Annotated in this window: 26 protein-coding genes; 20 read left to right on the top strand and 6 right to left on the bottom strand. The window is 58.4% G+C overall.

What is annotated here, in order from left to right:
• Nucleotides 1-140: 140 nt before the first annotated feature.
• The gene (hmpA, locus tag OKB81_RS06140; protein WP_270697955.1) at nt 141-1,334 is read right to left on the bottom strand and encodes an NO-inducible flavohemoprotein; all 1,194 of its coding nucleotides are present in this window, start codon (nt 1,332-1,334) and stop codon (nt 141-143) included.
• Nucleotides 1,335-1,445: 111 nt separating this feature from the next.
• Between hmpA and OKB81_RS06145 the strand changes: the two genes are divergently transcribed.
• Nucleotides 1,446-1,913, top strand: coding sequence for an Rrf2 family transcriptional regulator (locus tag OKB81_RS06145; RefSeq protein ID WP_039039978.1), 468 nt, complete (start codon nt 1,446-1,448; stop codon nt 1,911-1,913).
• 247 nt (nt 1,914-2,160) lie between these two features.
• Here the strand turns inward: OKB81_RS06145 and OKB81_RS06150 are convergent, their stop codons facing one another.
• Nucleotides 2,161-3,441 (bottom strand): HlyC/CorC family transporter, encoded by a 1,281-nt coding sequence (locus tag OKB81_RS06150; protein WP_160837191.1) that lies wholly within the window; start codon nt 3,439-3,441, stop codon nt 2,161-2,163.
• A gap of 39 nt (nt 3,442-3,480) precedes the next feature.
• Nucleotides 3,481-4,272, bottom strand: a complete 792-nt coding sequence (locus OKB81_RS06155) for a cytochrome C assembly family protein (RefSeq protein ID WP_010673082.1) — start codon at nt 4,270-4,272, stop codon at nt 3,481-3,483.
• Between the two features lie 285 nt (nt 4,273-4,557).
• On the opposite strand from OKB81_RS06155, the gene ffh reads away from it, so the two are divergent.
• From ffh to rplS, 5 genes are all read left to right on the top strand, one after another.
• Nucleotides 4,558-5,937: a signal recognition particle protein gene (ffh, locus tag OKB81_RS06160; RefSeq protein ID WP_270661839.1), complete on the top strand. Its 1,380-nt coding sequence runs from the start codon at nt 4,558-4,560 to the stop codon at nt 5,935-5,937.
• A gap of 179 nt (nt 5,938-6,116) precedes the next feature.
• Nucleotides 6,117-6,365, top strand: a complete 249-nt coding sequence (gene rpsP, locus OKB81_RS06165) for a 30S ribosomal protein S16 (protein WP_010673084.1) — start codon at nt 6,117-6,119, stop codon at nt 6,363-6,365.
• A 24-nt stretch (nt 6,366-6,389) separates the two neighbouring features.
• Nucleotides 6,390-6,911, top strand: a complete 522-nt coding sequence (gene rimM / locus OKB81_RS06170; RefSeq protein WP_039039979.1) for a ribosome maturation factor RimM — start codon at nt 6,390-6,392, stop codon at nt 6,909-6,911.
• A 34-nt stretch (nt 6,912-6,945) separates the two neighbouring features.
• Nucleotides 6,946-7,695: a tRNA (guanosine(37)-N1)-methyltransferase TrmD gene (gene trmD, locus OKB81_RS06175; protein ID WP_010673086.1), complete on the top strand. Its 750-nt coding sequence runs from the start codon at nt 6,946-6,948 to the stop codon at nt 7,693-7,695.
• 32 nt (nt 7,696-7,727) lie between these two features.
• Nucleotides 7,728-8,075, top strand: coding sequence for a 50S ribosomal protein L19 (rplS, locus tag OKB81_RS06180; protein ID WP_005313505.1), 348 nt, complete (start codon nt 7,728-7,730; stop codon nt 8,073-8,075).
• Nucleotides 8,076-8,177: 102 nt separating this feature from the next.
• Here the strand turns inward: rplS and OKB81_RS06185 are convergent, their stop codons facing one another.
• Together OKB81_RS06185 and mutH are read right to left on the bottom strand one after the other, a co-directional pair.
• Complete coding sequence (locus OKB81_RS06185; protein WP_103260846.1) at nt 8,178-8,507, bottom strand: isoamylase early set domain-containing protein; 330 nt, start codon at nt 8,505-8,507, stop codon at nt 8,178-8,180.
• Between the two features lie 83 nt (nt 8,508-8,590).
• Nucleotides 8,591-9,265 (bottom strand): DNA mismatch repair endonuclease MutH, encoded by a 675-nt coding sequence (gene mutH, locus OKB81_RS06190; protein ID WP_042014896.1) that lies wholly within the window; start codon nt 9,263-9,265, stop codon nt 8,591-8,593.
• A gap of 731 nt (nt 9,266-9,996) precedes the next feature.
• Here mutH and rppH point away from each other — a divergent pair.
• The 8 genes from rppH (at nt 9,997) to OKB81_RS06230 (ending at nt 17,643) form a co-directional block, all read left to right on the top strand.
• The gene (rppH, locus tag OKB81_RS06195) at nt 9,997-10,524 is read left to right on the top strand and encodes an RNA pyrophosphohydrolase (protein ID WP_010673089.1); all 528 of its coding nucleotides are present in this window, start codon (nt 9,997-9,999) and stop codon (nt 10,522-10,524) included.
• A gap of 13 nt (nt 10,525-10,537) precedes the next feature.
• Nucleotides 10,538-12,817: a phosphoenolpyruvate--protein phosphotransferase gene (gene ptsP / locus OKB81_RS06200; RefSeq protein ID WP_160837185.1), complete on the top strand. Its 2,280-nt coding sequence runs from the start codon at nt 10,538-10,540 to the stop codon at nt 12,815-12,817.
• Nucleotides 12,818-12,883: 66 nt separating this feature from the next.
• Complete coding sequence (gene lgt, locus OKB81_RS06205) at nt 12,884-13,708, top strand: prolipoprotein diacylglyceryl transferase (protein ID WP_043153049.1); 825 nt, start codon at nt 12,884-12,886, stop codon at nt 13,706-13,708.
• Nucleotides 13,708-14,502, top strand: coding sequence for a thymidylate synthase (thyA, locus tag OKB81_RS06210; RefSeq protein ID WP_042014892.1), 795 nt, complete (start codon nt 13,708-13,710; stop codon nt 14,500-14,502). Before lgt ends, thyA begins: the two co-directional genes overlap by 1 nt.
• A 279-nt stretch (nt 14,503-14,781) precedes the next feature.
• A complete protein-coding gene (gene nhaA, locus OKB81_RS06215) occupies nt 14,782-15,972 on the top strand; it encodes a Na+/H+ antiporter NhaA (RefSeq protein ID WP_103261680.1) in 1,191 nt (396 codons plus the stop codon).
• Nucleotides 15,973-15,992: 20 nt separating this feature from the next.
• Nucleotides 15,993-16,373 carry a hypothetical protein gene (locus OKB81_RS06220; RefSeq protein WP_010673094.1) on the top strand — a complete coding sequence of 127 codons (381 nt, stop codon included), beginning with the start codon at nt 15,993-15,995 and terminating at the stop codon, nt 16,371-16,373.
• Nucleotides 16,360-17,292, top strand: a complete 933-nt coding sequence (nhaR, locus tag OKB81_RS06225) for a transcriptional activator NhaR (protein WP_010673095.1) — start codon at nt 16,360-16,362, stop codon at nt 17,290-17,292. Before OKB81_RS06220 ends, nhaR begins: the two co-directional genes overlap by 14 nt.
• A 48-nt stretch (nt 17,293-17,340) precedes the next feature.
• The gene (locus OKB81_RS06230) at nt 17,341-17,643 is read left to right on the top strand and encodes an ArsR/SmtB family transcription factor (protein ID WP_029313781.1); all 303 of its coding nucleotides are present in this window, start codon (nt 17,341-17,343) and stop codon (nt 17,641-17,643) included.
• Between the two features lie 48 nt (nt 17,644-17,691).
• Here the strand turns inward: OKB81_RS06230 and rpsT are convergent, their stop codons facing one another.
• A complete protein-coding gene (gene rpsT, locus OKB81_RS06235; protein ID WP_005308808.1) occupies nt 17,692-17,955 on the bottom strand; it encodes a 30S ribosomal protein S20 in 264 nt (87 codons plus the stop codon).
• 191 nt (nt 17,956-18,146) lie between these two features.
• Here rpsT and murJ point away from each other — a divergent pair, with 191 nt between their 5' ends.
• The 6 genes from murJ (at nt 18,147) to ispH (ending at nt 25,636) form a co-directional block, all read left to right on the top strand.
• Nucleotides 18,147-19,709 carry a murein biosynthesis integral membrane protein MurJ gene (gene murJ, locus OKB81_RS06240; protein WP_270661837.1) on the top strand — a complete coding sequence of 521 codons (1,563 nt, stop codon included), beginning with the start codon at nt 18,147-18,149 and terminating at the stop codon, nt 19,707-19,709.
• Between the two features lie 207 nt (nt 19,710-19,916).
• The gene (gene ribF, locus OKB81_RS06245; RefSeq protein ID WP_010673098.1) at nt 19,917-20,891 is read left to right on the top strand and encodes a bifunctional riboflavin kinase/FAD synthetase; all 975 of its coding nucleotides are present in this window, start codon (nt 19,917-19,919) and stop codon (nt 20,889-20,891) included.
• Nucleotides 20,891-23,752, top strand: coding sequence for an isoleucine--tRNA ligase (gene ileS, locus OKB81_RS06250; protein ID WP_160837180.1), 2,862 nt, complete (start codon nt 20,891-20,893; stop codon nt 23,750-23,752). Before ribF ends, ileS begins: the two co-directional genes overlap by 1 nt.
• Entirely contained in the window at nt 23,752-24,252 is a 501-nt protein-coding gene (gene lspA / locus OKB81_RS06255) for a signal peptidase II (protein WP_052814604.1), read from the top strand. The genes ileS and lspA overlap by 1 nt, the downstream gene beginning before the upstream one ends.
• The gene (gene fkpB / locus OKB81_RS06260; RefSeq protein WP_160837178.1) at nt 24,249-24,701 is read left to right on the top strand and encodes an FKBP-type peptidyl-prolyl cis-trans isomerase; all 453 of its coding nucleotides are present in this window, start codon (nt 24,249-24,251) and stop codon (nt 24,699-24,701) included. The genes lspA and fkpB overlap by 4 nt, the downstream gene beginning before the upstream one ends.
• Complete coding sequence (gene ispH / locus OKB81_RS06265) at nt 24,701-25,636, top strand: 4-hydroxy-3-methylbut-2-enyl diphosphate reductase (RefSeq protein ID WP_052814602.1); 936 nt, start codon at nt 24,701-24,703, stop codon at nt 25,634-25,636. The genes fkpB and ispH overlap by 1 nt, the downstream gene beginning before the upstream one ends.
• Nucleotides 25,637-25,881: the final 245 nt, after the last annotated feature.

A 25,881-nucleotide genomic window follows, 5' to 3' on the forward strand; every position in this document is an offset into this window, starting at 1 on the left:
GCAAAAAGCAGTAATAGATCAAAACAGCCGATCGCTGTCAAGCCGCGAAAAAGGGAAAATCAGGTGCGGAATGACGGATATTACAAGGCCCACGAAGCTGTGCTTGTGGGCCTTGTGCATTTTCCCGGTCAGGGGAGGGATCAGAGGCCCTGATGGGGGCCGAAGACCTCGTAGTGCATCCGCTCGGCAGGCACGCCCACATTCTCCAGCTGAGCTTTGACTGCCTTCATGAACGGGACAGGGCCGCAGAAATAGTAGTGGGCGTCGGCCGGAATGAGGTCGGTGACCTGCTCCAGTGCCAGAGTGCCGCTGAAGTCGTAATCCTCTCCTTTGACATCCTGCTCCCCCGGCTCCCGATACCAGATCCGGCTCTCCAGTTTCCCGTGTTGCCTGCTCTTTGCCCGGATCTCGTCCCTGAACGCGTGGTGGGCGCCGTGTTCGCAGGCGTGAAGCCAGCGAATATCCATATCCGGGCCCTCGGCCAGCAAGTGGTTGAGCATGCTCAGCATGGGGGTGAGGCCGACCCCGGCGGAGATCAGCACCACGGGCGTGTCTGTCACCTCTTGCAGGAAGAAGTCGCCGGCCGGCGGCATGATGTCGACCGTGTCACCGATGTGAAGATGATCATGCAACAGGTTGGAGGCCTGACCCCTGGGTTCGCGCTTGACGCTGATGCGGTAGTCGCGGCCATTGGGGGCGTCCGAGAGGGAGTACTGGCGGATCTCCTGATGCTCGAGGGCGGGATGAACCAGCTTGATACTGAGATATTGCCCCGGTTTGAAACGCAACACGGGGTTGCCATCGAGGGGTGCCAGGACGAAAGAGGTGATGAGTTCACTCTCCTGACGCTTCTCCTTGATGATGAAAGGGCGGGTTCCCTGCCAACCACCGTCCTGGCTTGCCTTCTCCCGATAGAGCTCGCTCTCCCGGCCGATAAAGATGTCGGCCAGCACACCGTACGCCTTGCCCCAGGCGGTAAGGACCTCCTCCGTGACAGCGTTGCCACCCATTTCTTTGAGCGTGGCCAAGAGATGACTACCCACAATGTGATATTGTTCCGGCTGGATCAGGAAACCCGTGTGTTTGTGGGCGATGCGTTCAACGGCTCCGGCCAGGGCCCCCAGATTGTCAATGTTCCTAGCATAGGCCGCCACCGCACTGGACAGTGCCAAGGGCTGTCCCCCGCTACGCTGGTGAGCCAGGTTGAAGAGATCCTTCAACTCGGGATTGTGGCTGAACATGCGCTGATAAAAGTGCCGTGTGAGGTCAGGGCCCGCCGATTCGAGCAAAGGAATGGTGCTCTTGATGACGGCGATGGTGGCTTGGTCTAACATAGGAGGTCCTTTCTAATTGAACATCTGGAATGTCACTTATTAAGTTGCATCCTAAATGTTTAATTGATCTGGATCAATCATCAATTCTTCGCGCTAGGCGCTACAGGCACTATGAGACTAACGAGCTATACCGATTTTGGATTGAGAGCCCTGCTCTATCTGGCTACCCTGCCGGAGGGGGAACTGTCGAGCGTGGCCAAGGTATCCGCCTTGTACGACGTATCCCGCAACCACATGGTGAAGGTGGTGAACCAGTTGGTGAAACTGGGCTATCTACAGTCACAACGCGGCAAGAATGGTGGCATCCGCATGGCGCGCTCCCCCGACGAGATCAATATCGGGCAAGTGATCCGGGCATTGGAAGGCAATCTGGACGGGATCGACTGCAGCTCCCCGGTCTGCCATATCGTCTCCGTCTGTCTGCTCAAGAGTGCCTTGAAGGAGGCGATGAACGCCTTCCTCGCGGTGATGGATGGTTATACGCTGCAGGATTTGCTGGCAAACCGTGACGAGTTGCAGCAGGTGTTCGGTGAGCTCATCCCCACTCTGGTGCTGGAGCCGGATGACGAGAGCGAGTGAAGCAAAAAGGCTGCCATCGGCACAATGCTGTTCACTTAAGAGAATTTGAGTTCCAGTCCACGTAGTATCAGGACAAAAAAGCGAGGGAGGCATGATGCCTCCCTCTTTCTATTGCAAGCCCCGCTGGATAAAGGCTGGAGGAAGATCGACTGGACACAGCCTTGCCCCCTCAACTCAAATCCAATTTATGAATAATCAGTCAAAAAAGTGCTTATCTGAACAGCATTGTGCCATCGGCAGCCTTTTTTCAATCCTCGTACTCTGAATCGTCCCGGTACAGGTGCGGCATGATCCTTGCCATCTTCACCATGTTGTTCTCCACTTCGAGAATCTCGATAGGGTAGCCCGCCAGCCTGACACTGATGTTGGGTTGGGGGATCTCCTCAAGGTACTCCAGGATGGCGCCATTGAGGGTCCGTGGGCCGTCCATGGGCAGGTGCCAGTCCATCTCCTTGTTCAGCTCGCGGATGCTGGCGGAGCCTTCGACCAGGAAGGAGCCGTCCGGCTGGGGATGGATCTCGTCACTCGGGGTCGGTGTCATGGAGGTGGTGAAGTCACCGACAATCTCTTCCAGGATGTCGTCCAGGGTGATCAGCCCCTGAATATCGCCATATTCGTCGACGATAAGGCCAATTCGCTCCTTGTTGCGCTGGAACTTGGCCAACTGCACGTTGAGGGGGGTCCCCTGGGGGATGAAATAGATGGGGTCGACTTCCCGCAGCAGGCTGGACTTGCTGAACTGATCCCGGGCGACCAGTCTCAGGGCATCCCGTGAGTGCAGGAAGCCGACGACGTCATCGATATTGTCGCGATAGAGCAGGATCTTGGTGTGGGCGCAGTGGGCCAGCTGGCGCAGTATGATCTTCCAGTCGTCATTGATGTCGATGGCGGAGATCTCGCTGCGCGGGACCATGATGTTCTCCACCGTCATCTTGTCGAGATCCAGGATGCTTATCAGCATCTCCTGGTGGTGCTTGGGAATGAGATTGCCCGCCTCGTTGACGATGGTGCGCAGCTCTTCGGAATTGAGGGAGTCATCCTTGTTGTGCTCTAGACGCAAGAGTTTCAGCAGCAGGTTCGTGATGCTGTTGATGAGCCAGACAAGGGGGGTGAACGGCACCATCAGCCCCTTGAGGATCCAGGAGGCAGGGTAGGCTATCCGCTCGGGGAACATGGCCGCCAGTGTCTTGGGGGTGACTTCCCCGAATACCAGCACCACCAGGGTCAGCCCGAAGGTGGCAATGGCGACGCCGAGATCCCCGAACAGCCGGATGCAGACGATGGTCGCGATGGCGGAGGCCAGGATGTTGACCAGATTGTTGCCGATGAGAATGAGGCCAAGCAGGCGGTCCGGCCTGGCCAGCAGCTTCTCGACCCGGCGGGCAGCCTTGTGCTTGGTCTGGGCCAGATGCCGCAGCTTGTAGCGGTTGAGCGACATTAGACCGGTTTCGGAACTGGAGAAGAAGGCTGACAAAAGGATCAAGATAACGAGAACAATCAGCAATGTACTCGTTGAGATACTGTCCAAGAAGGGCTCCTGTAAGGATGGTTGGGGAATGTTCGTGTGTCAGCTAAGCAGCACTTCCTTGACGAAACGGCTGCCAAAATAGGCCAGTGTCAGGATGAAGCTGCCGATGAGGCTCAGCATGATGACCTTGCGGCCGCGCCAGCCACGGGTATGGTGACCCCAGAGCAGCAGAGCGTAGACGCACCAGGCCAGGATAGAGAGGATGGCCTTGTGGGATTTGCCCTGGGCAAACATGTCTTCCAGGAAGAACAGGCCGGATGCGATGGAGAGGGTCAGCAGCAGCAGACCTGCGGAAATGAGCTGAAACAGGCGCTTCTCCACCGTCATCAGGGGTGGCATGGCTGGCAGGTGGCTGATCTTTCTGGATTTCAGTTGCCTGTCCAGGCAGGCAAGCTGGAGGGCAAACAAGCAGGCGATCATCAGTACCGAATAGGCCATCAGCGCGAGGCCTATGTGCAGCAGTAACTGGGGGTGCGCTTCCAGATGGGTGATGTAGCGCCCGGGAATGAGCGCGCTGGCCGCCAGCAGCAGGGCTGAAAAACTGTAGACGACGGGCAGCAGGATCCAGCCGTTGAAGCGTCGGGTGACGCAGGTCATGAAGCAACTGATGATAAGGCTGACCAGGGACGCCACGTTCAACATGCTGAGATTCTGGCCGGAATGGGTGACCAGCACTTCGCTGCCCACCGCCATGCCATGGGCGGTCAGGGCCAGGCCGACACAGGCGAACAGCGATACTTGCCCGACGGGCTTGGCGCTGAGCAGCAGGTGCAGTGAGGCGATGATGGCCAGCAGGTAAAACGCCAGGGCCAGAACAGAGATCACGATCATAACCAGGTCGTTGTCAAACAAGCTTTATGGATAAGAGGGGCAGTATACCTTGCACAAGATATGCTCGCCAGTTGTGCCAGAGGCTAACTGCCCACATATAAGTAGGCGTTGATGGCCACCGTGCGGCGAATAATCGTCCTCCGGCGTTGACTGAGGTATACTGCCCTCCATTTGTTGACCTGCCCGTTCGATGGCAGGCCGCCGCGGCAAGCGGCGAGTAATCGTCCCTAGAGTGCTGACCGGGGTATAATGCCCCCAGTGTCACGCCAAGAACCGGAAAGCGTCATGTTTGAAAATTTGACTGAACGACTCTCGCGCACCCTGCGCAATGTCAGCGGCCGCGGCCGCCTGACCGAAGAGAACATCAAGGATACCCTGCGCGAAGTCCGCATGGCGTTGCTCGAGGCGGACGTCGCCCTGCCGGTGGTGCGCGATTTCGTGGCGCGCGTCAAGGAACGAGCCGTGGGCCAGGAAGTGGCCAAATCCCTGAGCCCGGGCCAGGCGTTCATCAAGATCGTCCATGGCGAACTGGTCACCGTGATGGGGAAGGCCAACGAACAGCTCAACCTGGCTGCCCAGCCGCCGGCCATCATCCTGATGGCAGGTCTTCAGGGGGCCGGTAAGACCACTACGGTCGGCAAACTGGCCAAACTGCTCAAGGAGCGCAGCAAGAAGAAGGTGCTGGTGGTCAGTGCGGACGTCTACCGTCCGGCGGCGATCAAGCAGCTTGAGACACTTGCGGGCGACATCGGTGTCGACTTCTTCCCGAGTGATGCCAGCCAGAAACCGATCGCCATTGCCACTGCCGCCATCGATCAGGCGCGCAAGAAGTTCTATGACGTGGTGATCGTCGATACTGCCGGTCGTCTGCACGTCGATGGCGAAATGATGGCGGAGATCCAGGATCTGCACGCCACCATCAAGCCGGTCGAAACCCTGTTCGTGGTGGATGCCATGACAGGCCAGGATGCTGCCAATACCGCCAAGGCCTTCAACGAGGCGCTGCCGCTCACCGGTGTGATCCTTACCAAGGCAGACGGTGATGCCCGCGGTGGTGCCGCACTGTCGGTGCGCCACATCACCGGCAAACCGGTCAAGTTCATCGGTATGGGCGAGAAGACCGACGCGCTGGAGCCGTTCCACCCGGATCGTCTCGCCTCCCGCATCCTCGGTATGGGGGATGTGCTCTCTCTCATCGAAGAGGTGGAGCGCAACGTCGATAAAGAGAAGGCGGCCAAGCTGGCCAGCAAGGTCAAGAGTGGCAAGGGCTTCGATCTGGAAGACTTCCGTGAGCAGCTGGCCCAGATGCGCAACATGGGTGGCATGATGGGGATGCTCGACAAGCTGCCTGGCATGTCCGGCCTGCCGGACAACATCAAGGATCAGATGGATGACAAGCTCACCGTGCGGATGGAGGCCATTATCAGCTCCATGACGCCGAAAGAGCGTGCCCATCCCGATCTCATCAAGGGCTCCCGCAAGCGCCGCATCGCTGCGGGCTCCGGCATGCAGGTCCAGGATGTGAACAAGCTGCTCAAGCAGTTCACCGAGATGCAGCGCATGATGAAGAAAATGTCCGGCAAGGGCGGCATGCGCAAGATGATGGGCCAGATGAAGAACATGCTGCCCCCCGGATTCGGTGGTGGCGGTCGCGGTCCGTTCTGATTTTCCTGCTGGTCAGGTAGAAAGGCTCACCCCGGTGAGCCTTTTTCATGCCAATCCCTGCGCAAAAAATAGCTGGCTTGGTTGCAATTATTACGAATCCAAGTAGAATTACGCGGCTTATTTTAAGCTAGGGTCTGCGTATTTGCAGGCCTTGTTCATTAGATGTTTATGAGGACGATATGGTAACCATTCGTTTACAACGTGGTGGCGCGAAAAAGCGTCCGTTCTACCAGGTAGTAGTTGCTGACAGCCGTAACGCCCGTGACGGTCGTTTCATCGAGCGCGTCGGTTTCTTCAACCCGGTTGCTGCTGGTAACGCTGAAAAGCTGAACCTGGACCTGGCTCGTATCGAGCATTGGGTTGCTACTGGTGCCGCTGTTTCTGACCGCGTTGCCAAGCTGATCAAAGACGCTGCCAAAGCTGCTTAATCAGCCAAACGGTAGGGAGTTAAGGTGGAAAAACCTGTAGTTCTGGGCACCCTGGGGACCGTTTACGGGATCAAGGGCTGGCTTAAAGTGAACTCCTTCACCGATGTTGCCGAAGCGATTTTCGATTACAACCCCTGGCTGATCAATCAGAACGGGGCGTGGCGTGAAATCCGGGTGTCATCCTGGAAGCGTCATAACAAGGGTCTGATCTGCAAACTCGATGGTATCGATGTGCGTGAGGATGCCCTGGCATTGACCAACGTCGAGATTGGCGTCCCCGCCGATCTGTTGCCTGCGTTGCCCGAAGGGGAGTTCTACTGGCGTGACCTCATTGGTTGCACCGTGGTAACCACCAAGGGATACGACCTGGGCAAGGTGACCGAATTGATGGAAACCGGCTCCAACGATGTGTTGGTGGTTGAGGCCAATGTAAAAGATGCCTTTGGTGCAAAGGAGCGGTTGATACCGTTCCTGGAAGAGCAGGTGATCAAGAATATTGATCTGACTGCTCGAACAATCGAAGTTGATTGGGATCCTGGTTTCTAGTTTCCCGCGCTAACACGGGTGCCGGAGGTTTCTTATGTGGATTGGGGTCATTAGCCTCTTCCCGGAAATGTTCCGAGCCATTACCGAGCACGGGGTAACGGGTCGGGCCGTCAAGAGTGGCCTGCTGCAGATTGAGTGCTGGAACCCTCGGGACTTCACCCACGACAAACACCGTACGGTCGATGATCGTCCTTATGGTGGTGGGCCCGGCATGTTGATGATGGTTCAGCCGCTGCGTGATGCCATTCATGCAGCCAAGCAAGCGGCGGGAGACGGGGCGAAAGTCATCTATCTCTCTCCTCAGGGACGCAAGCTGACTCAAGCGGGCGTGACCGAGTTGGCGACGAATCAGAAACTGATTCTGGTCGCCGGTCGATACGAAGGTATCGATGAGCGCGTGATACAAACCGAAGTCGACGAAGAGTGGTCTATCGGAGATTACGTGTTAAGTGGTGGCGAGTTGCCTGCCATGACCCTGATCGATGCGGTTTCGCGTCTGGTCCCGGGGGTCTTGGGTGATCAGGCCAGTGCCGAGCAGGACTCCTTCACGGATGGCCTGCTGGATCATCCCCACTATACTCGGCCGGAGGTGTTGGATGGGCTGACGGTGCCCGAGGCGCTGACAAGCGGCAATCACGAAGTGATTCGGCGCTGGCGACTCAAGCAATCGCTCGGACGAACCTGGCAGAGAAGGCCGGAACTTATTAACAACCTAGCTCTGACTGACGAGCAAGAATCACTTCTTGCCGAGTATGTCCGCGAAGTGCGTGACAGCGTTAAGTAGAGTTTTCAGTTTATCCTAGGTAAGGAAAGACAATGAGCAAGATTATTCAGCAGCTTGAACAAGAGCAACTGCGTACCGACATCCCGGCTTTTGCCCAGGGCGACACCGTACGTGTTCAAGTTCGTGTTAAAGAAGGTGGTAAAGAGCGTCTGCAGGCTTTCGAAGGCATCGTGATTGCCAAGCGTAACCGCGGTCTGCACTCTGCTTTCACCGTTCGCAAGATCTCCAACGGCGAAGGTGTTGAGCGTGTATTCCAGACTCACTCTCCGCTGATCCACAGTGTAGAACTGAAGCGTCGTGGTGATGTTCGCCGCGCCAAACTGTACTACCTGCGCAACCTGTCCGGCAAAGCTGCTCGTATCAAAGAGAAGCTCAACTAATTCGATTCGAATTGGTGTCGGTATGTCGGCGAAAAGCTCGACAGGTAGTGAAAAGGCTCGCCAATGGCGAGCCTTTTTTGTATCCGTGTGCGGGGTATTGGCTCAACTGGGCTGGCTGACCCGCACCACAGAGTTGTCACGCCCGAAGGGGCCAGGCACGTAGTCGTCCGCCTCCCAGTCGTTGTCATAAAGAGTTTCACCATCGGGTTGCACTAGCTGATAGCAATACTCGAAATGGCTGGGGCCATCGGTCGGCAGGTTGAGTGTCGCCTTGAACTCCCCGTTTTTCATCCTCTTCAGTTCAATGGGCTGCCACTGGCTGAATTCACCCAGCAGCAAGACCTGCTCGGCATCACCGGCGGCCTCCTTTTCGACGGCAAAGGTCACCTTTACCTCGGGACGCGATTTGAGGAATTGCTTGTTGATCGGCATATGGACTCCTTGTCACTGGCTGCGAAGAAAGTAGCGCTGGTTATTTTTATATCACTTTATGACAAGGATGTTGATAAACAGGATCAAAGGGGGAGGGCAAAATGGCGCTGCAGGAGTTGATGGGTGAACTCGATCTTGAGGTAGAAGCCCCGTGGTAGCGTCATGATGGGTTGGCCATTGCGGCCGATAGCGCGGGTCAGCGCCTTGCTGTTGGCCGCCTTGGGGCGCAGCTGCAATACTTGGCCGTGGCGGGCGCTGATCTGCTCCACTTCCCCCAGCACTATCATGTCCATCAGCTCTTCCCAGTCCTGTCGCAGCAGTCCTTCTTCCTCTTCATTCGGGCTCCATAGCAGCGGCATGCCGACGCGACGGTCGCCGACAGGGATGTCGCGGCTGCCTTCCACCGGGATCCAGAGCACCCGCGACAGCTTGTTGCGCACGTTCGACTCCTCCCAGCGCTGGCCGCTGACCCCGATGAGGGGGGCCACGCAGACAAAGGTGGTTTCCAGCGGGCGCCCTTGAGGATCGACGGGGATCGTCTTGAGCTCGATACCGAGATCCGGAAAATCCTGCTCGGGACGGCTACCTGCACTGGCCCCCAGCTGCCACTCGATCAACTGCCCTGTCCAGCCCTTGTCACGTCTGAGATCCCGCGGTACGGGGATGCCCGCCGTTGCGGCAAGCTGGGCCAGAGTGAAGCCAGCCATGGCGTAGGCTCGACTGAGCAGCTCTTGTTCTGACTGGGGATTGGCAGGCATGAGGGCTCCTCTGGAGATAATAGACATCGCAATACGGATCCTTGCATGGTATCGCTGATTTTATAACCGATCCTCGCCCGACTATACACAGGGGGACATGGGTGACAGAATTCAACATATCTAAATGATTTTAAAGGGTTTTACTTTATTTATCCAGTATGTTGGCCCGCCGGATCCCCGCATAAACGAGTTGTCCAAGGGTTTGTGCGAGCTGTTGCACACAGTTATCCACAGAAATCTTGGATAACTGGCGTAAAGTGGTGAAAGGAAGCGTGGCACCAGAAATAAATGTGAGAGTACGCCGATTTTCAGCGCCATTTCGGTGCAGATAATGCGCCATATCTGTGGATAAATCCGTCTTGGTGGATCTTTGAGCAGTCGAACTTGTTCACAATTGACAGGCAGGATCCTCTTAGGCAAAAGACATGGATCTTGATCCAGCAATTAAACTATAACCTTATGTATTTAAATGTATATTTTGTTTTTAAGTGAATCGGGTATGATATGCTTCCGTGCAATGCCACAGTATAAAACTACTGTATATACCTGCTTGATCACAGGTTTATGCACAGTCTGGGTGGGCAACTTGCCTAGCATGAACCTTCAATTTGTTTATAACTTTGCTTGAAATGCCAAGTTATTCATGAATGGAAGATGACAGTCCCTGTTTGCCGCCACGGGGTGAATGTGGAACAATCTCGTTATAGATTCAGCCTTTATAAGGTGATCACGTGATAGATGGTGACGGATTTCGTCCCAATGTCGGCATCGTGATCTGTAACCGTGACGGACAAGTATTGTGGGCTAAGCGCTATGGGCAGCACTCCTGGCAGTTTCCGCAGGGGGGGGTTGATGATGGTGAATCGCCGGAGCAGGCCATGTATCGTGAGCTGTATGAGGAGATAGGGCTCAAGCAGGACGATGTGACCATACTGGCGACCAGTCGCAACTGGCTGAAGTATCGCTTACCCAAACGACTCGTCCGCTGGGACAGTTCACCGGTCTGTATTGGCCAGAAGCAGAAATGGTTTTTGTTGCAGCTCGATCCTGGCAAAGAGTCCAGGATCCAGTTTGGCTGTCATGGTCACCCGGAATTTGATGATTGGCGTTGGGTCAGCTTCTGGTACCCGGTTCGTCAGGTCGTCTCCTTCAAGCGGGAGGTTTACCGCCGGGTGATGAAGGAGTTTGCCCCGCTGGCCATGCCAGTCCCCGTGGTGCAGGCTAACCGAAAAGATGGGCGGCGCAACCGCTCGCGTTAAGGAGCACAACTAGTTGCTGACGGAACTCAGACGCATCGTGGAAAGCATGGCCGAGGCCAACACCCTCGAACAGGCCTTGCAAGCATTGGTGAGCCAGACCCGGCTCGCCATGACGGTGGACTGCTGCTCCGTCTATGTAGCCGAGCCGGACATGCGCCGCTATCGACTGGCTGCGACCGATGGTCTGGCCGAATCGGCCGTGGGCAAGGCCACCCTGCCGTTCGAGCAGGGTATCGTCGGCCTGGTGGGTCAGCGTGAAGAGCTGATCAACCTGGCGGATGCCCCCTCTCACCCCAGTTTTAAGTTCCTGCCCGATGTGGCGGAAGAGGCGTTTCGCTCCTTCCTCGGCGCTCCCATCATGCATCAGCGTCAGGTAGTGGGGATTCTGGTCGTGCAGCAGAAGGAGAGCCGCCTCTTCGATGAGGGGGAGGAGTCCTTCATGGTCACCCTGGCGGCTCAGCTGGCTGCCCGCATCGCCCAGGCCCAGGCCAAGGGGTGGCTGCAGAAGACCGACTGGAGCAAGCCGCTGCGCGGTATTGCCGGGGCGAGTGGCATCGCCATCGCCAAGGCCTGGGTGTGGCGTCCGCGCAAGGCGCTCAATACCATCACGCCGCGCAAGGACGAGGATCATGCCAAGCAGCTTGCCCGTCTCGAGCTGGCGGTGGAGGAAGTGCGCCATGATCTGGAAAGCCTGGCACTGCGCTTTCGCGAGAGCTACAGCCAGGACTCGGTCGCCATCTTCGACATCTATCTGCACCTGTTGAACGATCCCGGCTACATCAAGCCCATCCGCAACAAGGTCAGCAAGGAACACTGGACGGCGATCTCGGCGGTCAAACTCATCAGCGATCGGCTGATAGAGCAGTTCAAGGGGATGAAGGATCCCTATCTGCGGGAACGTTCCACCGATGTGAAAGACATCGCCCAGCGGCTCATCAGCCGGCTGGTGCAGGACGAACCCGAGCAGCTCACCATCGGCGAACCCGTGGTGCTGGTCGCCGATGAAGTGACGGCCACCATCCTTGCGGAGATCCCGAGGGAATTTCTGAGCGGTGTGGTGTCGCTCAAGGGCGGGACCAACTCCCATGCCGCCATCCTGGCCCGTGCCATGGGGGTGGCGGCCATCATGGGGGTGGATCTGCCCCTCGGTGACATCGGCGGGCGCACTCTGGTCATCGATGGCTACAGCGGCGATCTCTTCATCGAACCCAACCAGGTGATCCTGACCGAGTACCGGCAACTGCTGAGTGAGGAGCGGGCACTCGACACCCTGGTGCGTAGCGTCGACAGCCAGCCCTCCGAGACTGCCGACGGCACCAAGGTCTCTCTGCTGCTCAACGCAGGGCTGAGTGCGGATACCGAGATCTCCCTCAATCATCTGGCGGACGGGGTCGGGCTCTATCGCACCGAGATCCCCTTCATGCTGCAGGACAGCTTCCCTTCGGAGTGGGAGCAGACTGCCCGCTATCGCGGGATCCTGGAAACCTATCGGGATCGCCCGGTTTGCATGCGGACTCTGGACGTGGGGGGGGACAAGCAACTGCCCTATTTCCCCATCGTGGAGGAAAATCCCTTCCTTGGTTGGCGGGGGATCCGGCTCACCCTGGATCACCCCGAACTCTTCTTGGTGCAGCTCAAGGCCATGTTGCGGGCCAGCGAAGGGCTGGACAATCTGGCCATCATGCTGCCGATGATCAGCAGTGTCAGTGAAATCAAGGCCTCCCGTCGTCTGCTGGATCAGGCGTGGCGCGAGGTGTCGGAAGAAGCGGCCAGCCGCGATGCGGTGATCCGCTACCCCAGTCTCGGGGTGATGATCGAAGTCCCCTCCGCGCTGTACATCCTGCCGGAGATGGCGCCGCTCATCGACTTCTGGTCGGTGGGCAGCAACGACCTGACTCAGTACCTGCTGGCGGTGGATCGCAACAATGCCCGTGTCGCCAGCATCTACGATGCCTTCCATCCCGCGGTGATCCGCGCTTTGCAACTGTTGGTCGATGCCTCTCAGCGCTATCACAAGCCGGTCTCTGTTTGTGGCGAGCTGGCTGGCGATCCGGTCGGAGTGCTGCTGCTGCTGGCCATGGGCTATCGCCGTTTCAGCATGAATACCCACAACATCTCCCGTATCAAATACGTGCTGCGGCAATCCGACCTTGGCGAGTTGAAGGCGCTGATGGCGGATGGTCTCAAGCATGACAATCCTCACGTGCTGCGGGGCCTGTTCGCCCGATATCTGGAAGAGCACGGTCTGGGCGGATTGCTGCGGGCTGGGCACAAGGTCAGGCTGCCCGATTGATATTCCACCTTGTTACTGCGTAAGAATGATCGGAGAATGCGGCTTTTCTTATGATTGGGGCCGCCTATGCAGCACGACGGATATTGGGTTTTCTCGCAGATTGATCCCGTAGCATTCAGTTTGGGACCATTATCGGTACGCTGGTATGGTCTCATGTACCTGTTCGGTTTTGCCTTCGCCATGTGGCTGGCAGGTCGCCGCGCCGATGCACCCAATAGCGGCTGGACCCGCAACGAGGTCTCGGATCTGCTGTTCTACGGCTTCCTCGGGGTGATCCTGGGAGGGCGCATCGGTTACGTGCTGTTCTATAACTTCGATCTCTTCCTCGCAGACCCGACCTATCTGTTCAAGATATGGACTGGTGGCATGTCGTTCCACGGTGGCCTCATCGGGGTGATCACCGCCATGATCTGGTTTGCCCACAAAACCCAGCGCCACTTCTTCACCGTGGCGGATTTCGTGGCACCGCTGATTCCGTTTGGCCTCGGTGTTGGCCGCATCGGCAACTTCATGAACGGCGAGCTGTGGGGTCGGGTGACCGATGTCCCCTGGGCAATCATCTTCCCCGAGGCGGGCCCCGAGCCGCGTCACCCGTCCCAGCTTTACCAGTTCGCGCTGGAAGGTGTGGTGCTCTTCATCATCCTGAACCTGTTCTGGCGCAAGCACCCACCCCGTGGCGCCATTTCCGGGATGTTCTTGCTGTTCTACGGCCTGTTCCGCTTCCTGGTGGAGTTTGTTCGTCAACCAGACAGTCAGCTGGGTCTCTACTTCAACGAGATCAGCATGGGTCAGATCCTCTCTACCCCGATGATAGTGGCGGGGGGCCTCATGGTCTGGGCCGCCTACAAACAGCCCCGTCTGTTCGGCAATGCACCCAAGGAGGCGAAGTAATGCGTGCCTATCTCGACCTGATGCAGAAAATTCTGGATGAAGGGACCGTCAAATCCGATCGCACCGGCACCGGGACCGTCTCCCTGTTCGGTCATCAGATGCGCTTCAACCTGGCCGAGGGATTCCCGCTGGTGACCACCAAGAAGTGCCACCTGCGCTCCATCATTCACGAGCTGCTCTGGTTCCTCAACGGCGATACCAACACCGCCTATCTGAAAGAGCACGGTGTCAGCATCTGGGACGAGTGGGCCGACGAGCACGGTGATCTGGGGCCTGTCTATGGTGCCCAGTGGCGCTCCTGGCCGGCGGCCGATGGGTCTGTCATCGACCAGATCCAGAAGGCGGTGGACGACATCCAGCACAACCCGGATTCCCGCCGCATCATCGTCTCCGCCTGGAACGTGGGCGAGCTGGACAAAATGGCGTTGGCACCCTGCCACGCCTTCTTCCAGTTCTATGTGGCGGATGGCAAGCTCTCCTGCCAGCTCTACCAGCGTAGTTGTGATGTTTTCCTTGGCCTGCCGTTCAACATTGCCAGCTATGCGCTGCTGACCCACATGATGGCGCAGCAGTGCGATCTGGAAGTGGGTGACTTTGTCTGGACCGGTGGCGATGTGCACCTCTATTCCAACCACATGGAGCAGACGGCACTGCAACTCACCCGCGAGCCGCGCCCCCTGCCGCAACTGGTGATCAAGCGCAAACCTGACTCCATCTTCGATTACAGATTCGAGGATTTCGAGATCCAGGGCTATGATCCCCATCCTGGGATCAAGGCGCCTGTCGCTATTTGAGTAGGTAATGAGCCTGGGGCGAGTATCGTCTCCCAGGTGACGATGAGTCGACACTCAGCTGTTAGAGGCACCTTCGGGTGCCTTTTTGCATTTTCTGTGAATTAATATGCAACATTCCGGGTGGAGAGATGGCTCCTGAAAAGGGGAAATAACCTGCTTATAGCAGGCATTATCTGTTTTGCTTTCGGTTTTTTCGTTGTTATCAGCCGTTAGAAACGATTTTTCATTGAGCTACTCTGGCCCTAGACTGAAAAGATGCAATTTTATGGGTAGTTAGATATGAGCGATGTATTCAAGCGTTTTCTCAAACTGGAGTCCGCTTCCGGGATCATTCTGATCCTGGCCGCCCTGCTTGCCATCGGCCTGGCCAATTCGGCGCTGGCGCAACACTATCAGGGCTTCCTCAATACCGAGGTACAGGTTCGCATCGCGGCGCTCGACATCAACAAGCCGCTGCTGCTCTGGATCAACGATGGCTTCATGGCGATCTTCTTCCTGCTGGTGGGTCTCGAGGTGAAGCGAGAGATGCTGGAGGGGGCGCTTTCCTCCCGGGTGCAGGCAACCTTCCCGGCCATTGCTGCCGTGGGGGGGATGTTGGCACCGGCACTCATCTATAGCTTCTTCAACTACGGGGACGAGGCTACCCGTGCTGGCTGGGCGATTCCGGCCGCAACCGACATCGCCTTCGCTCTCGGGGTCATGGCGCTGCTGGGCAAGCGGGTACCGACCAGCCTCAAGGTCTTCTTGCTGGCGCTGGCTATCATGGACGATCTGGGGGTCATCATCATCATTGCCCTCTTCTACACCCAGCAACTGTCGCTGACTGCGCTGGCGATAGGTGTGGTGGCTACCCTGACCTTGCTCTGGATGAATCGCCGTGGTGAGGACAGGATTGGACTCTATATGCTGGTCGGCCTGGTGCTCTGGGTTGCCGTGCTCAAGTCCGGTGTCCATGCGACCCTGGCGGGGGTCATCGTGGGCTTCATGATCCCCCTCAACGGCAAGCGTTACGCATCGCCACTCAAGCATCTGGAGCATGTGCTGCACCCCTGGAGCGCCTTCCTGATCCTGCCACTGTTCGCTTTCGCCAACGCCGGGGTATCGCTGGAGGGGATCTACTTCTCGGCTCTGCTCAATCCGCTCCCCATGGGGATCATCCTGGGGCTCTTCGTCGGCAAGCCGCTCGGGATTTTCACCATCAGCTGGCTGGCTGTGAAATCAGGCATTGCCCAATTGCCGCAAGGAGTGAACTTCAGACAGATCTTTGCCGTCAGCATCCTGTGTGGCATCGGCTTCACCATGTCGATGTTTATCGCATCGCTGGCATTCGAGCATGGCGGACTGGACTACGGCAGCTACTCGCGCCTCGGGATCCTGGCAGGTTCCACACTCGCGGCCGTGATCGGTTACATCGCACTGCGGATATCGCTGCCCAATCGGGAGGCGAATCAAAGTACGGAGGGGTTATGAGAAAACTAGGATGGTTAGTCATGCTGGCGAGTCCTGCAATCTGGGCAAATGGCCTGGTCGATTGTCAGCGGGATGCCACCTCGGCAAGTTGTTCTGCCTATCTCAACGGGGTGGTCGACAGCGCACTCATGCTGGGGGACTCACAGGTAAAAGCTCGGTTCGGAGAGACCTTCGCCGAACGGGCACTGAGCAGTCGTGCCGGCGAGCGAGTCAAGCTGTCCAACAAGCGCTATTGTACCGAGCGAATGCCGGATGCCGGTCGTCTCAAGGCCCATCTGCAGGCACAGTTCGACGCGAACAAGGTTGACTCGATCAGCGACATGTATGACATTCTGGCGGTTGAACTCAGCTGCTACCGGAGCCCGCCTGGCGCGGGAACCCCATCGGATGTCACACCTTAACTACAACCATCTCTACTATTTTTGGATGACTCAGAAGAAGGGCTCCGTCACGCAGGCGGCGGAAGCCCTCTTTTTGACCCCACAGACCGTGACCGGTCAGATCAAACTGCTTGAGCAGCGTCTTGGCGGCAAGTTGCTGATCAGAAAGGGGCGCTCCCTTGAGGCCACCGAGCTTGGCCAACTGGTATTTCGCTATGCGGACAAGATGTTCAGCCTCTCCTACGAGATGCTGGATATCGTCAACTACCGCAAGGAGAGCCAGATCCTGTTCGATGTGGGCATCGCCGATGCTCTCTCCAAGCGTCTCGCCAGCCGGGTACTGCTCTCCGTGATCCCCAATGACGGTTCCATTCACCTGCGCTGCTTCGAGTCGACCCATGAACTGCTCCTGGAGCAGTTGAGCGAGCACAAGCTCGACATGATCCTCTCTGATTGCCCGGTGGACTCCAGCCAGCATGCCGGGTTGCTGTCCAAGCGTCTGGGGGGATGTGGCGTCAGTTTCTTCTGCAAGGCGCCTCTGCCCTCCCAGCCTTTCCCTGCCTGCCTGGAAGAGCGCAAGCTGCTCATCCCGGGCCGCCGTACCGCCATGGGTCGTCAACTGACCCAGTGGTTCGAGCAGCAGGGAATTTCCCCCAGCATTCTGGGAGAATTCGACGATGCGGCGCTGATGAAGGCGTTCGGCTTCTTCAACCAGGGCATCTTCATGGCACCGACCATTTATCGGGAGGAGATCCTGGAGGGGGAGGAGGTGATGCTGCTGGGTGAAACCCAGGATCTGATGGAGGAGTATTACGTCATCTTTGCCGAGCGGATGATCCAGCATCCTGCGGTCAAGCGGGTATGCGAGAGTGATTTCTCCTTCCTCTTTGCGGGGCAGGAGGATTTCACGGCCATTCAGCCGGCAAGCCTCTCGTTTTAAATCGACGGTGACGGCGCTATGATGCCAGTCTTGGAAGAGGAGGGTGAGATGCAATTGGAAGAGATGGAAGCGAATGCCGGGCGTGCCGTCACCCTGCTCAAGGCATTGGCCAATGAGCGACGGCTGTTTATCTTGTGCCAGTTACTGGATAGGGAGCTGTCGGTCGGCGAGCTGAACGAGGTCTTGGGATTGAGCCAGTCAGCCATGTCGCAGCATCTGGCGGTGTTGCGCCGGGATGAGCTGGTGGCGACGAGGAAGGAAGCCCAGACGGTCTATTACTCCCTGCGCAGCCATGAGGTGCGCGAGATGATCGGATTGTTGCACAGACTGTACTGTAGCGACCCCAAATAAAAAACCGGCACTAGGCCGGTTTTTTCAGCTTTCATCAGCGGATGCTGATTAAGCCATGGCTTTGATCTGGGCAGACAGGCGGCTCTTGTGACGAGCAGCTTTGTTCTTGTGGATCAGGCCTTTGGTCGCCATACGATCCATGATCGGCTGAGCAACAGCGAAAGCGGCAGTGGCAGCAGCCTTGTCACCAGAGGCGATGGCAGCGATCACTTTCTTCAGGTAGGTACGGGTCATGGAACGACGGCTGGCGTTGTGCTGACGACGTTTCTCTGACTGAAGAGCACGCTTCTTAGCAGATTTGATGTTAGCCAAGGTAAAACTCCTAAAACTGTCTTAGCGAGTGTATTGAAAAGGCCCGGAAATATGCCTTCCCAACCACATATTGTCAAATGATTTGTGCAAATAAACACCGCCCCCCGGTGGTGTGTCAGATGGGAGACGGTTAAACTGTCGGCCGATTCTAACAGCATTCTTTTCTTTCCGACAGTTCCAGAGGCCTCGTCTTGAGTAAGAAATTGATCAAATCCGGCATGATTGTGTCCGGAATGACGCTGGCATCCCGTGTGATGGGCTTGGTGCGCGATGTGGTCATCGCCAATTTGCTCGGTGCCGGGGTGGCCGCAGACGTCTTCTTCTTCGCCAATCGCATTCCCAACTTCTTGCGCCGTCTCTTTGCCGAAGGGGCATTCAACCAGGCCTTCGTGCCCGTGATGACGGAGTACAAGAAAAACGGTGACGAGCAGGCGGTTCGCGAGTTGCTGGCGGCGGTGGCGGGCACCCTGGGTGGTATCGTCACCGTGGTCACCTTGCTCGGGGTGCTGGGTTCCGGTGTCCTGACGGCCCTCTTTGGCTGGGGCTGGTTCTGGGACTGGCTGCACGGCGGACCGGCGGCGGAGAAGTTCGAGTTGGCCAGTCTGATGCTCAAGATCACCTTCCCCTATCTCTGGTTCATCACCTTCACCGCCATGGCGGGGGCCATTCTCAATACCTTTGGCCGTTTTGCCGTGTCCTCCTTCACGCCGGTGTTCCTCAACATCACCATGATTGCAGCGGCCTGGTGGATCGCGCCCTTGATGGAGCGCCCCGAGATCTCCCTGGCGATCGGTGTCTTCCTCGGCGGTCTGGTCCAGTTTTTGTTCCAGTATCCTTTTCTGCGCCAGCTCAACATGCTGGTCTGGCCCAAGTGGGGTTGGCACCATCCCGGGGTGGTGAAGATCCGTACCCTGATGATCCCGGCCCTGTTCGGCGTGTCGGTCAGCCAGATCAACCTGCTGATCAACACCATGCTGGCCTCGTTTCTGGCTACCGGTGCCATCAGCTATCTCTATTACTCGGACAGGTTGCTGGAGTTTCCCCTCGGCCTCTTTGCGGTGGCCATCAGCACGGTGATCCTGCCTGCCCTGGCCAGAAAACACGTGGATGCGGATCCGGCTGATTTCTCTCGCACCATGGATTGGGGGGTGCGCATGGTGATGCTGCTCGGCTTGCCAGCCATGGTCGGCATCGCCGTACTGCGCGAGCCCATACTGCGGGTACTTTTCATGCGCGGTGAGTTCGGTCTGCACGAGGTGAGCATGTCCAGTGCGAGCCTGCTGGCCTCCACCACGGGGCTGCTCTCCTTGATGCTCATCAAGGTGCTGGCCCCCGGTTATTACGCCCGCCAGGACACCAGGACGCCGGTGCGTATCGGCATCATGGCCATGGTTGCCAACATGGTGTGCAACCTCATCTTCATCTATCCGCTCGGCTACGTGGGGCTGGCTCTCGCCACTGCCTGCTCCGGCACCCTTAACGCCGTACTGCTGTTCAAGGGGCTCTATCAGCAGGATGTTTATCGCCCTTCCCGCAACACCGGGCTGTTCTGCCTCAAGCTCTTGGCGGCAACGGTCTTGATGGGGGGGCTTCTGGCCTATCTGTCACCGGATCTCGCCCAATGGGGGGCCTGGAGCATGGGCAAGGCCAGCCTGGAGTTGACCCTGCTGCTCTGCCTGGGCGGAGCGCTGTATGGCATTGTCCTTTTGGCATTGGGGATCCGGACACGGCACCTGAGAGCCGGTCAGCAATAAGGAGCCAGCTGCAAGGGAGGGGACAGTACAGGGTCGATGGGGGCGGTCTCAGGGGCTGTCGGGTTGGCCCGCCAACGAGGTGCGATGCTCCTGGCCAAGTCCGAGAAGCGAGCGGGATGGCTAAATCGGGTCAACGGCAGGGCTGACCCTGCCTGCTGCCTGATATATAATCCGCCGATTTCCATGGCAGCAACGCACAAGGCACTGATGGAGCTTATTCGCGGCATTCACAATATCAAGCCCCGTCACCGGGGCTGTGTATTGACCATAGGCAACTTCGATGGGGTTCATCAGGGGCACCACGCAGTGTTGGCCCGTTTGCAGGAGAAGGCCGCCCAACTTGGCCTGCCGGCCTGTGTCATGTTGTTCGAACCCCAGCCGCTGGAGCTGTTTGCGGGCAGTGCCGCGCCCGCCCGTCTCAGCCGTTGGCGGGAGAAGTACGAAGCCCTCAAGGGAATGCAGATCGATCGCATGCTCTGCGTGCGTTTCACCCATCGTTTTGCCGAGCAGGCGGCCAGCACCTTCATCGAGCAACTGCTGGTGGAGAAACTCGGCGTGCACTATCTGGTGGTCGGCGACGATTTTCGCTTCGGCAAGGGGCGGGAAGGGGACTTCCACCTGCTGGAGGAGGCCGGTCGGCGCTTCGGGTTCGAGGTGATCAGCACCCAGAGTTTCCAGCTTTCCCGCCAGCGGGTCAGCAGCACCCTGGTGCGTGAGGCCCTCAAAGCGGGCCGCATGGCGGAGGTGGAGCTGATGCTCGGTCGCCCCTATGCCATCAGCGGCCGGGTGGCCCACGGCGATAAGCTGGGGCGCACCATAGGTTTTCCCACCGCGAATCTGGCCCTCAAACGCCAGGTTGTCCCGGTCGGTGGCGTGTTTGCGGTGGAAGTGATATGTTCCGGCAAGACTTTCCCCGGCGTCGCCAATGTGGGTGTACGTCCGACTTTGAGCGGTACACAAGCCAGATTGGAAGTACATCTATTTGATTTTTCTGGTGATCTATATGGTCAGCAGGTCAAGGTGCTGCTTCGCCACAAGCTGCGCGAAGAGCAGAAATTTGACTCTTTCACCGCCTTGAAAGAGCAGATCGAACGAGATGCCCTGGCGGCCCGAGCCTGGTTCGGGCTGCCACAATTTCATTTACCCAGCACTCTTTTAGAAAAGAAGGGAACCCAGGACTGATGAGCGACTATAAACACACCCTGAATCTGCCGGAAACCGAGTTTCCGATGCGTGGCGATCTGGCCAAACGCGAACCCAACATGTTGAAACGTTGGTACGATCAGGATCTTTACGGCGCCATTCGCCGCGCCAAAGCGGGCAAGCCTTCTTTCATTCTGCACGATGGCCCCCCCTATGCGAACGGCAGCATTCACATCGGTCACTCGGTCAACAAGATCCTCAAAGACATCATCATCAAGTCCAAAGGCCTTTCTGGCTTCGATTCCCCCTATGTACCGGGCTGGGATTGCCACGGTCTGCCCATCGAGCTGAAAGTGGAAGGCATGGTCGGCAAGCCGGGCGAGAAGGTTTCCGCCGCCGAGTTCCGCGCCGAGTGCCGCAAATACGCCAAAACCCAGATCGAAGCGCAGAAGACCGACTTCATCCGTCTGGGCGTGCTGGGTGACTGGGAACACCCCTACCTGACCATGGATTTTGGGACCGAAGCCAACATCATCCGCTCCATGGCCAAGATCGTTGAAAACGGCCACCTGCACAAAGGCTCCAAGCCGGTGCACTGGTGTACCGATTGCGGCTCCGCGCTGGCTGAAGCGGAAGTGGAGTACTACGACAAGAACTCCCCCTCCATCGACGTGCGCTTCAAGGCCGTCGACGAGGCTGCTGTTGCCGCCAAGTTTGATTGCGCCGAAGGCCACACCGGCAAGGGCGCGCTCTCTGCCGTGATCTGGACGACCACCCCGTGGACCTTGCCGGCCAACCGCGCCATCGCCATGCATGCCGATCTCGACTACGCACTGGTGCAGGTTGAGGGCGACAATCCCGAGCGTCTGATCCTGGCCGCCGAGCTGGTGAAGGATGTGATGGATCGCGCCGGCATCGAGCACTTCCACAACCTGGGCTACGCCAAGGGTGCCGCACTCGAGCTGCTGCGCTTCAACCACCCCTTCTACAGCTTCGACGTGCCTGTGGTGCTGGGTGACCACGTCACTCTGGACGCCGGTACCGGCGCGGTGCACACCGCCCCTGGTCACGGTCAGGAAGACTTCGTGGTCGGTCAGAAGTACGGTCTGGAAGTCGCCAACCCGGTTGGCAGCAACGGCGTCTATCTGCCGGATACCGAACTGTTTGCCGGCCAGCACGTGTTCAAGGCCAATGCGGCCGTGGTCGAGGTGCTGACCGAGCGCGGCGCCCTGCTGCATCACAAGGTGTTCAACCACTCCTACCCGCATTGCTGGCGTCACAAGACCCCGATCATCTTCCGTGCCACCCCCCAGTGGTTCATCAGCATGGAGCAGAAGGGTCTTCGGCAGCGCGCACTGGAAGAGATCGAGCGTATCGAGAAAGAGGGCATTGCCCAGCATGGCCAGAGTGGCTGGGTCCCGGCCTGGGGCAAGAACCGCATCCAGGCGATGGTCGAGAACCGTCCCGATTGGTGCATCTCCCGTCAGCGTACCTGGGGCGTGCCCATCTCCCTGTTCGTTCACAAGGATACCCAGGCGCTGCACCCGGAATCCGTGCGCCTGATGCACGAAGTGGCCAAGCGTGTCGAGCAGTCCGGCATCCAGGCATGGTGGGATCTGGACAAGGCCGAGCTGCTGGGTGCCGATGCCGACAACTACGAGAAGGTGCCCGACACTCTGGACGTCTGGTTTGACTCCGGCTCTACCCACGCCTCCGTGGTCGATGCCCGTCCCGAGTTCAACGGCAAGCCGGCCGACATGTATCTGGAAGGCTCTGACCAGCACCGTGGCTGGTTCATGTCGTCGCTCATGATCGGCGTGGCGATGAAAGACAAGGCGCCCTACAACCAGGTGCTGACTCATGGCTTCACCGTGGACGGTCAGGGCCGCAAGATGTCCAAGTCCATCGGCAACGTGGTAAGCCCTCAGGACGTGATGAACAAGCTGGGTGCCGACATCCTGCGTCTGTGGGTAGCGAGCACTGACTACACCGGTGAGATGACCGTCTCCGACGAGATCCTCAAGCGCTCTGCCGACGCCTATCGTCGTATCCGCAACACTGCCCGTTTCCTGCTGGCCAACCTGAACGGTTTCAATCCGGCGACCGACATGGTGTCGCCTGCCGACATGGTGGTGGTGGATCGCTGGGCAGTGGGCCGTGCCAAAGCGGTACAGGCAGAGATCGTGGCCGCGTTCGATGAGTACAACTTCCACGGCGTGACCCAGAAGCTGATGCAGTTCTGCTCCATCGAGATGGGCTCCTTCTATCTGGATGTCATCAAGGACCGCCAGTACACCGCCAAGGCCGACAGCCTGGCCCGTCGCTCCTGCCAGACCGCCCTCTATCACATCGCCGAGGCCATGGTGCGCTGGATGGCGCCGATCATGAGCTTCACTGCCGACGAGATCTGGGCTCTGCTGCCGGGCGAGCGCGGTGAGTTCGTGTTCACCGAGGAGTGGTACGACGGCCTGTTCGGGCTGGAAGCGGGCGAAGTGCTGAACGACGAGTTCTGGGCCGAGATCCTCACCGTGCGCGGTGAAGTGAACAAGGCGCTGGAAGTGGCCCGTGGCGAGAAGCGCATCGGCGGTTCTCTGCAGGCCGAGCTGACCCTGTTCGCCAAGCCTGAGCTGGCCGCGCGTCTGAACGCCCTGGCCGATGAGCTGCGCTTCGTGCTGCTCACCTCCAAGGCCAAGGTGGTCAGCGTCGATGCTGCACCGGCAGAGGCCGTGGCGACCGAGCGCGATGACCTGTGGCTCTGCGTTGCCCAGTCTGCCGCCGCCAAGTGCGACCGCTGCTGGCACCATGTAGAGGACGTGGGTACCATCGCGGGTCACGAAGAGATCTGTGGCCGCTGCGTCACCAACGTCGAGGGTGACGGCGAAACGCGTCAATTTGCCTGATGAACATGACTCAACATAAAAGCGGCCTGCGTTGGCTGTGGCTGGCAGTGCTGGCCTTTGTTCTGGACCAGGCGAGCAAGCTCGCCGTGGTCAAACTGCTGCCATTTGGCTACCCGGGGGTGGAGATCACCCCCTTCTTCAACTTGGTCCATGTCTACAACAAGGGCGCTGCTTTCAGCTTCCTGGCGGATCAGGGAGGCTGGCAGCGCTGGTTCTTCGCCGTGCTGGCGTTCGCCATCTGTGGCCTGCTGATCCACTGGCTGCGCAAGCAGTCGGTCACCCAGCGCTGGAGCGGTATCGCCTACAGCCTGATCATCGGCGGGGCGCTCGGCAACGTGTTTGACCGGCTGGTGCTGGGCCATGTGGTCGACTTCCTCGACTTCTATTGGCAGCGCGCCCATTGGCCGGCGTTCAACCTGGCTGACAGCTTCATCTTCATCGGTGCCGCCATGATAGTGCTGGACGGTTTTCGCAGTGAGAAGAAGGACGTGACACCATGAGCCAGCCGATTGCGGCAGACAGCAGCGTGCTGTTTCATTTCGCCATCAAGCTGGAAGATGGCTCGGTGGCCGACAGCACGGCGCTGCACGGCAAGCCTGCCCGTCTGCGGATGGGAGACGGCAGCCTGACGCCGAGCTTCGAGCAATGCCTGCTGGGGCTGCGCGAAGGGGAGAGCAAGAGCTTTACCCTGGCGCCGGAAGAGGCGTTCGGCCTTTCCAATCCCGACAACATCTACCATCTCGATCGCGCCAAATTCGGTAACGAAGTTGAGCCCAAGGTGGGTACCATCATTCTGTTTGACCAGCCCAACGGCAGCGAACTGCCCGGGATCATCCGGGCGGTGGAAGGGATGTCGGTCACGGTCGATTTCAACCACCCCCTGGCCGGTCACACCGTCACCTTCGAGGTGGAGATCCTGGGGGTTGATGACGAGGAGAAGGTGCACTGATGGATATTCTGCTGGCTAACCCCCGTGGCTTCTGTGCCGGTGTCGACCGGGCCATCAGTATCGTCGAGAGCGCGCTGGAGAAGTTCGGTGCCCCCATCTATGTCCGCCATGAGGTGGTGCACAACCGCTACGTGGTGAACAAGCTCAAGGAGGCGGGCGCCGTCTTCGTGGAGGAGCTGGATGAGGTGCCGGATGACAGCATCGTCATCTTCTCTGCCCACGGTGTCGCCAAGGTCGTGCGCGAGATGGCCAAATCCCGCGCCCTCAAGGTGTTCGATGCCACCTGTCCGCTGGTGACCAAGGTGCACATGGAGGTCCATCGCGCCAGTCGCAAGGGCTCCGAAGCCGTGCTCATCGGCCATGCCGGCCACCCCGAGGTGATCGGCACCATGGGACAGTACGAGAACAGTGAGGGGGGCATGTATCTGGTGGAGACGCCGGAAGATGTGGCCAAACTCAAAGTGAAGAACCCGGACGATCTCTGTTTCGTCACCCAGACGACACTCAGCGTGGATGAGACGTCAGACGTCATCGATGCCTTGCGTGCGCACTTCCCCAAGATCCAGGGGCCGCGCAAGGATGACATCTGCTACGCCACCCAGAACCGCCAGGATGCGGTGCGGGAGATGGCCGGGCTGGTGGATGCCATGCTGGTGGTGGGATCGCGCAACTCTTCCAACTCCAACCGACTGCGGGAGCTGGCCGAGAAGGTGGGCGCCAAAGCCTACCTCATCGACGACGCCTCTATGATTGAGCCGCAATGGCTGGACGGAGTTGCCCGTATCGGGGTCACGGCGGGTGCGTCAGCCCCCGATGTGCTTGTTCAGAATGTCATTGCTCGTCTGCGCGAGCTGGGAGGCAAGATAGTGACCGAGCATCCTGGCCGGGAAGAGAATGTGGTGTTTGAGGTGCCGCCGGAGCTGCGCATCCTTTGAGTCAGCCATCCCGTGCGGCATAGTGCCATGAGTGCCTGAGCCACCTCCTGTGAGGTGGCTTTTTCATGGGCGATTCTTATGACTCTTGTTGTCCGGTTTGTGGTGAGATTGCAGCGAAATTTGATGATGTATGTCCAAGATCTGAGTAGATTGAATTGCAAGCGAAGGTCTGCGGTCTAGACTGCTGATGATCTTCTCATCTGGCTTGATGGCACATGGATATGCGAACGAGCCTCCCCGACAAA

It is taken from the genome of Aeromonas sp. QDB56, assembly GCF_027705505.1.
GTDB lineage: Bacteria > Pseudomonadota > Gammaproteobacteria > Enterobacterales > Aeromonadaceae > Aeromonas > Aeromonas caviae.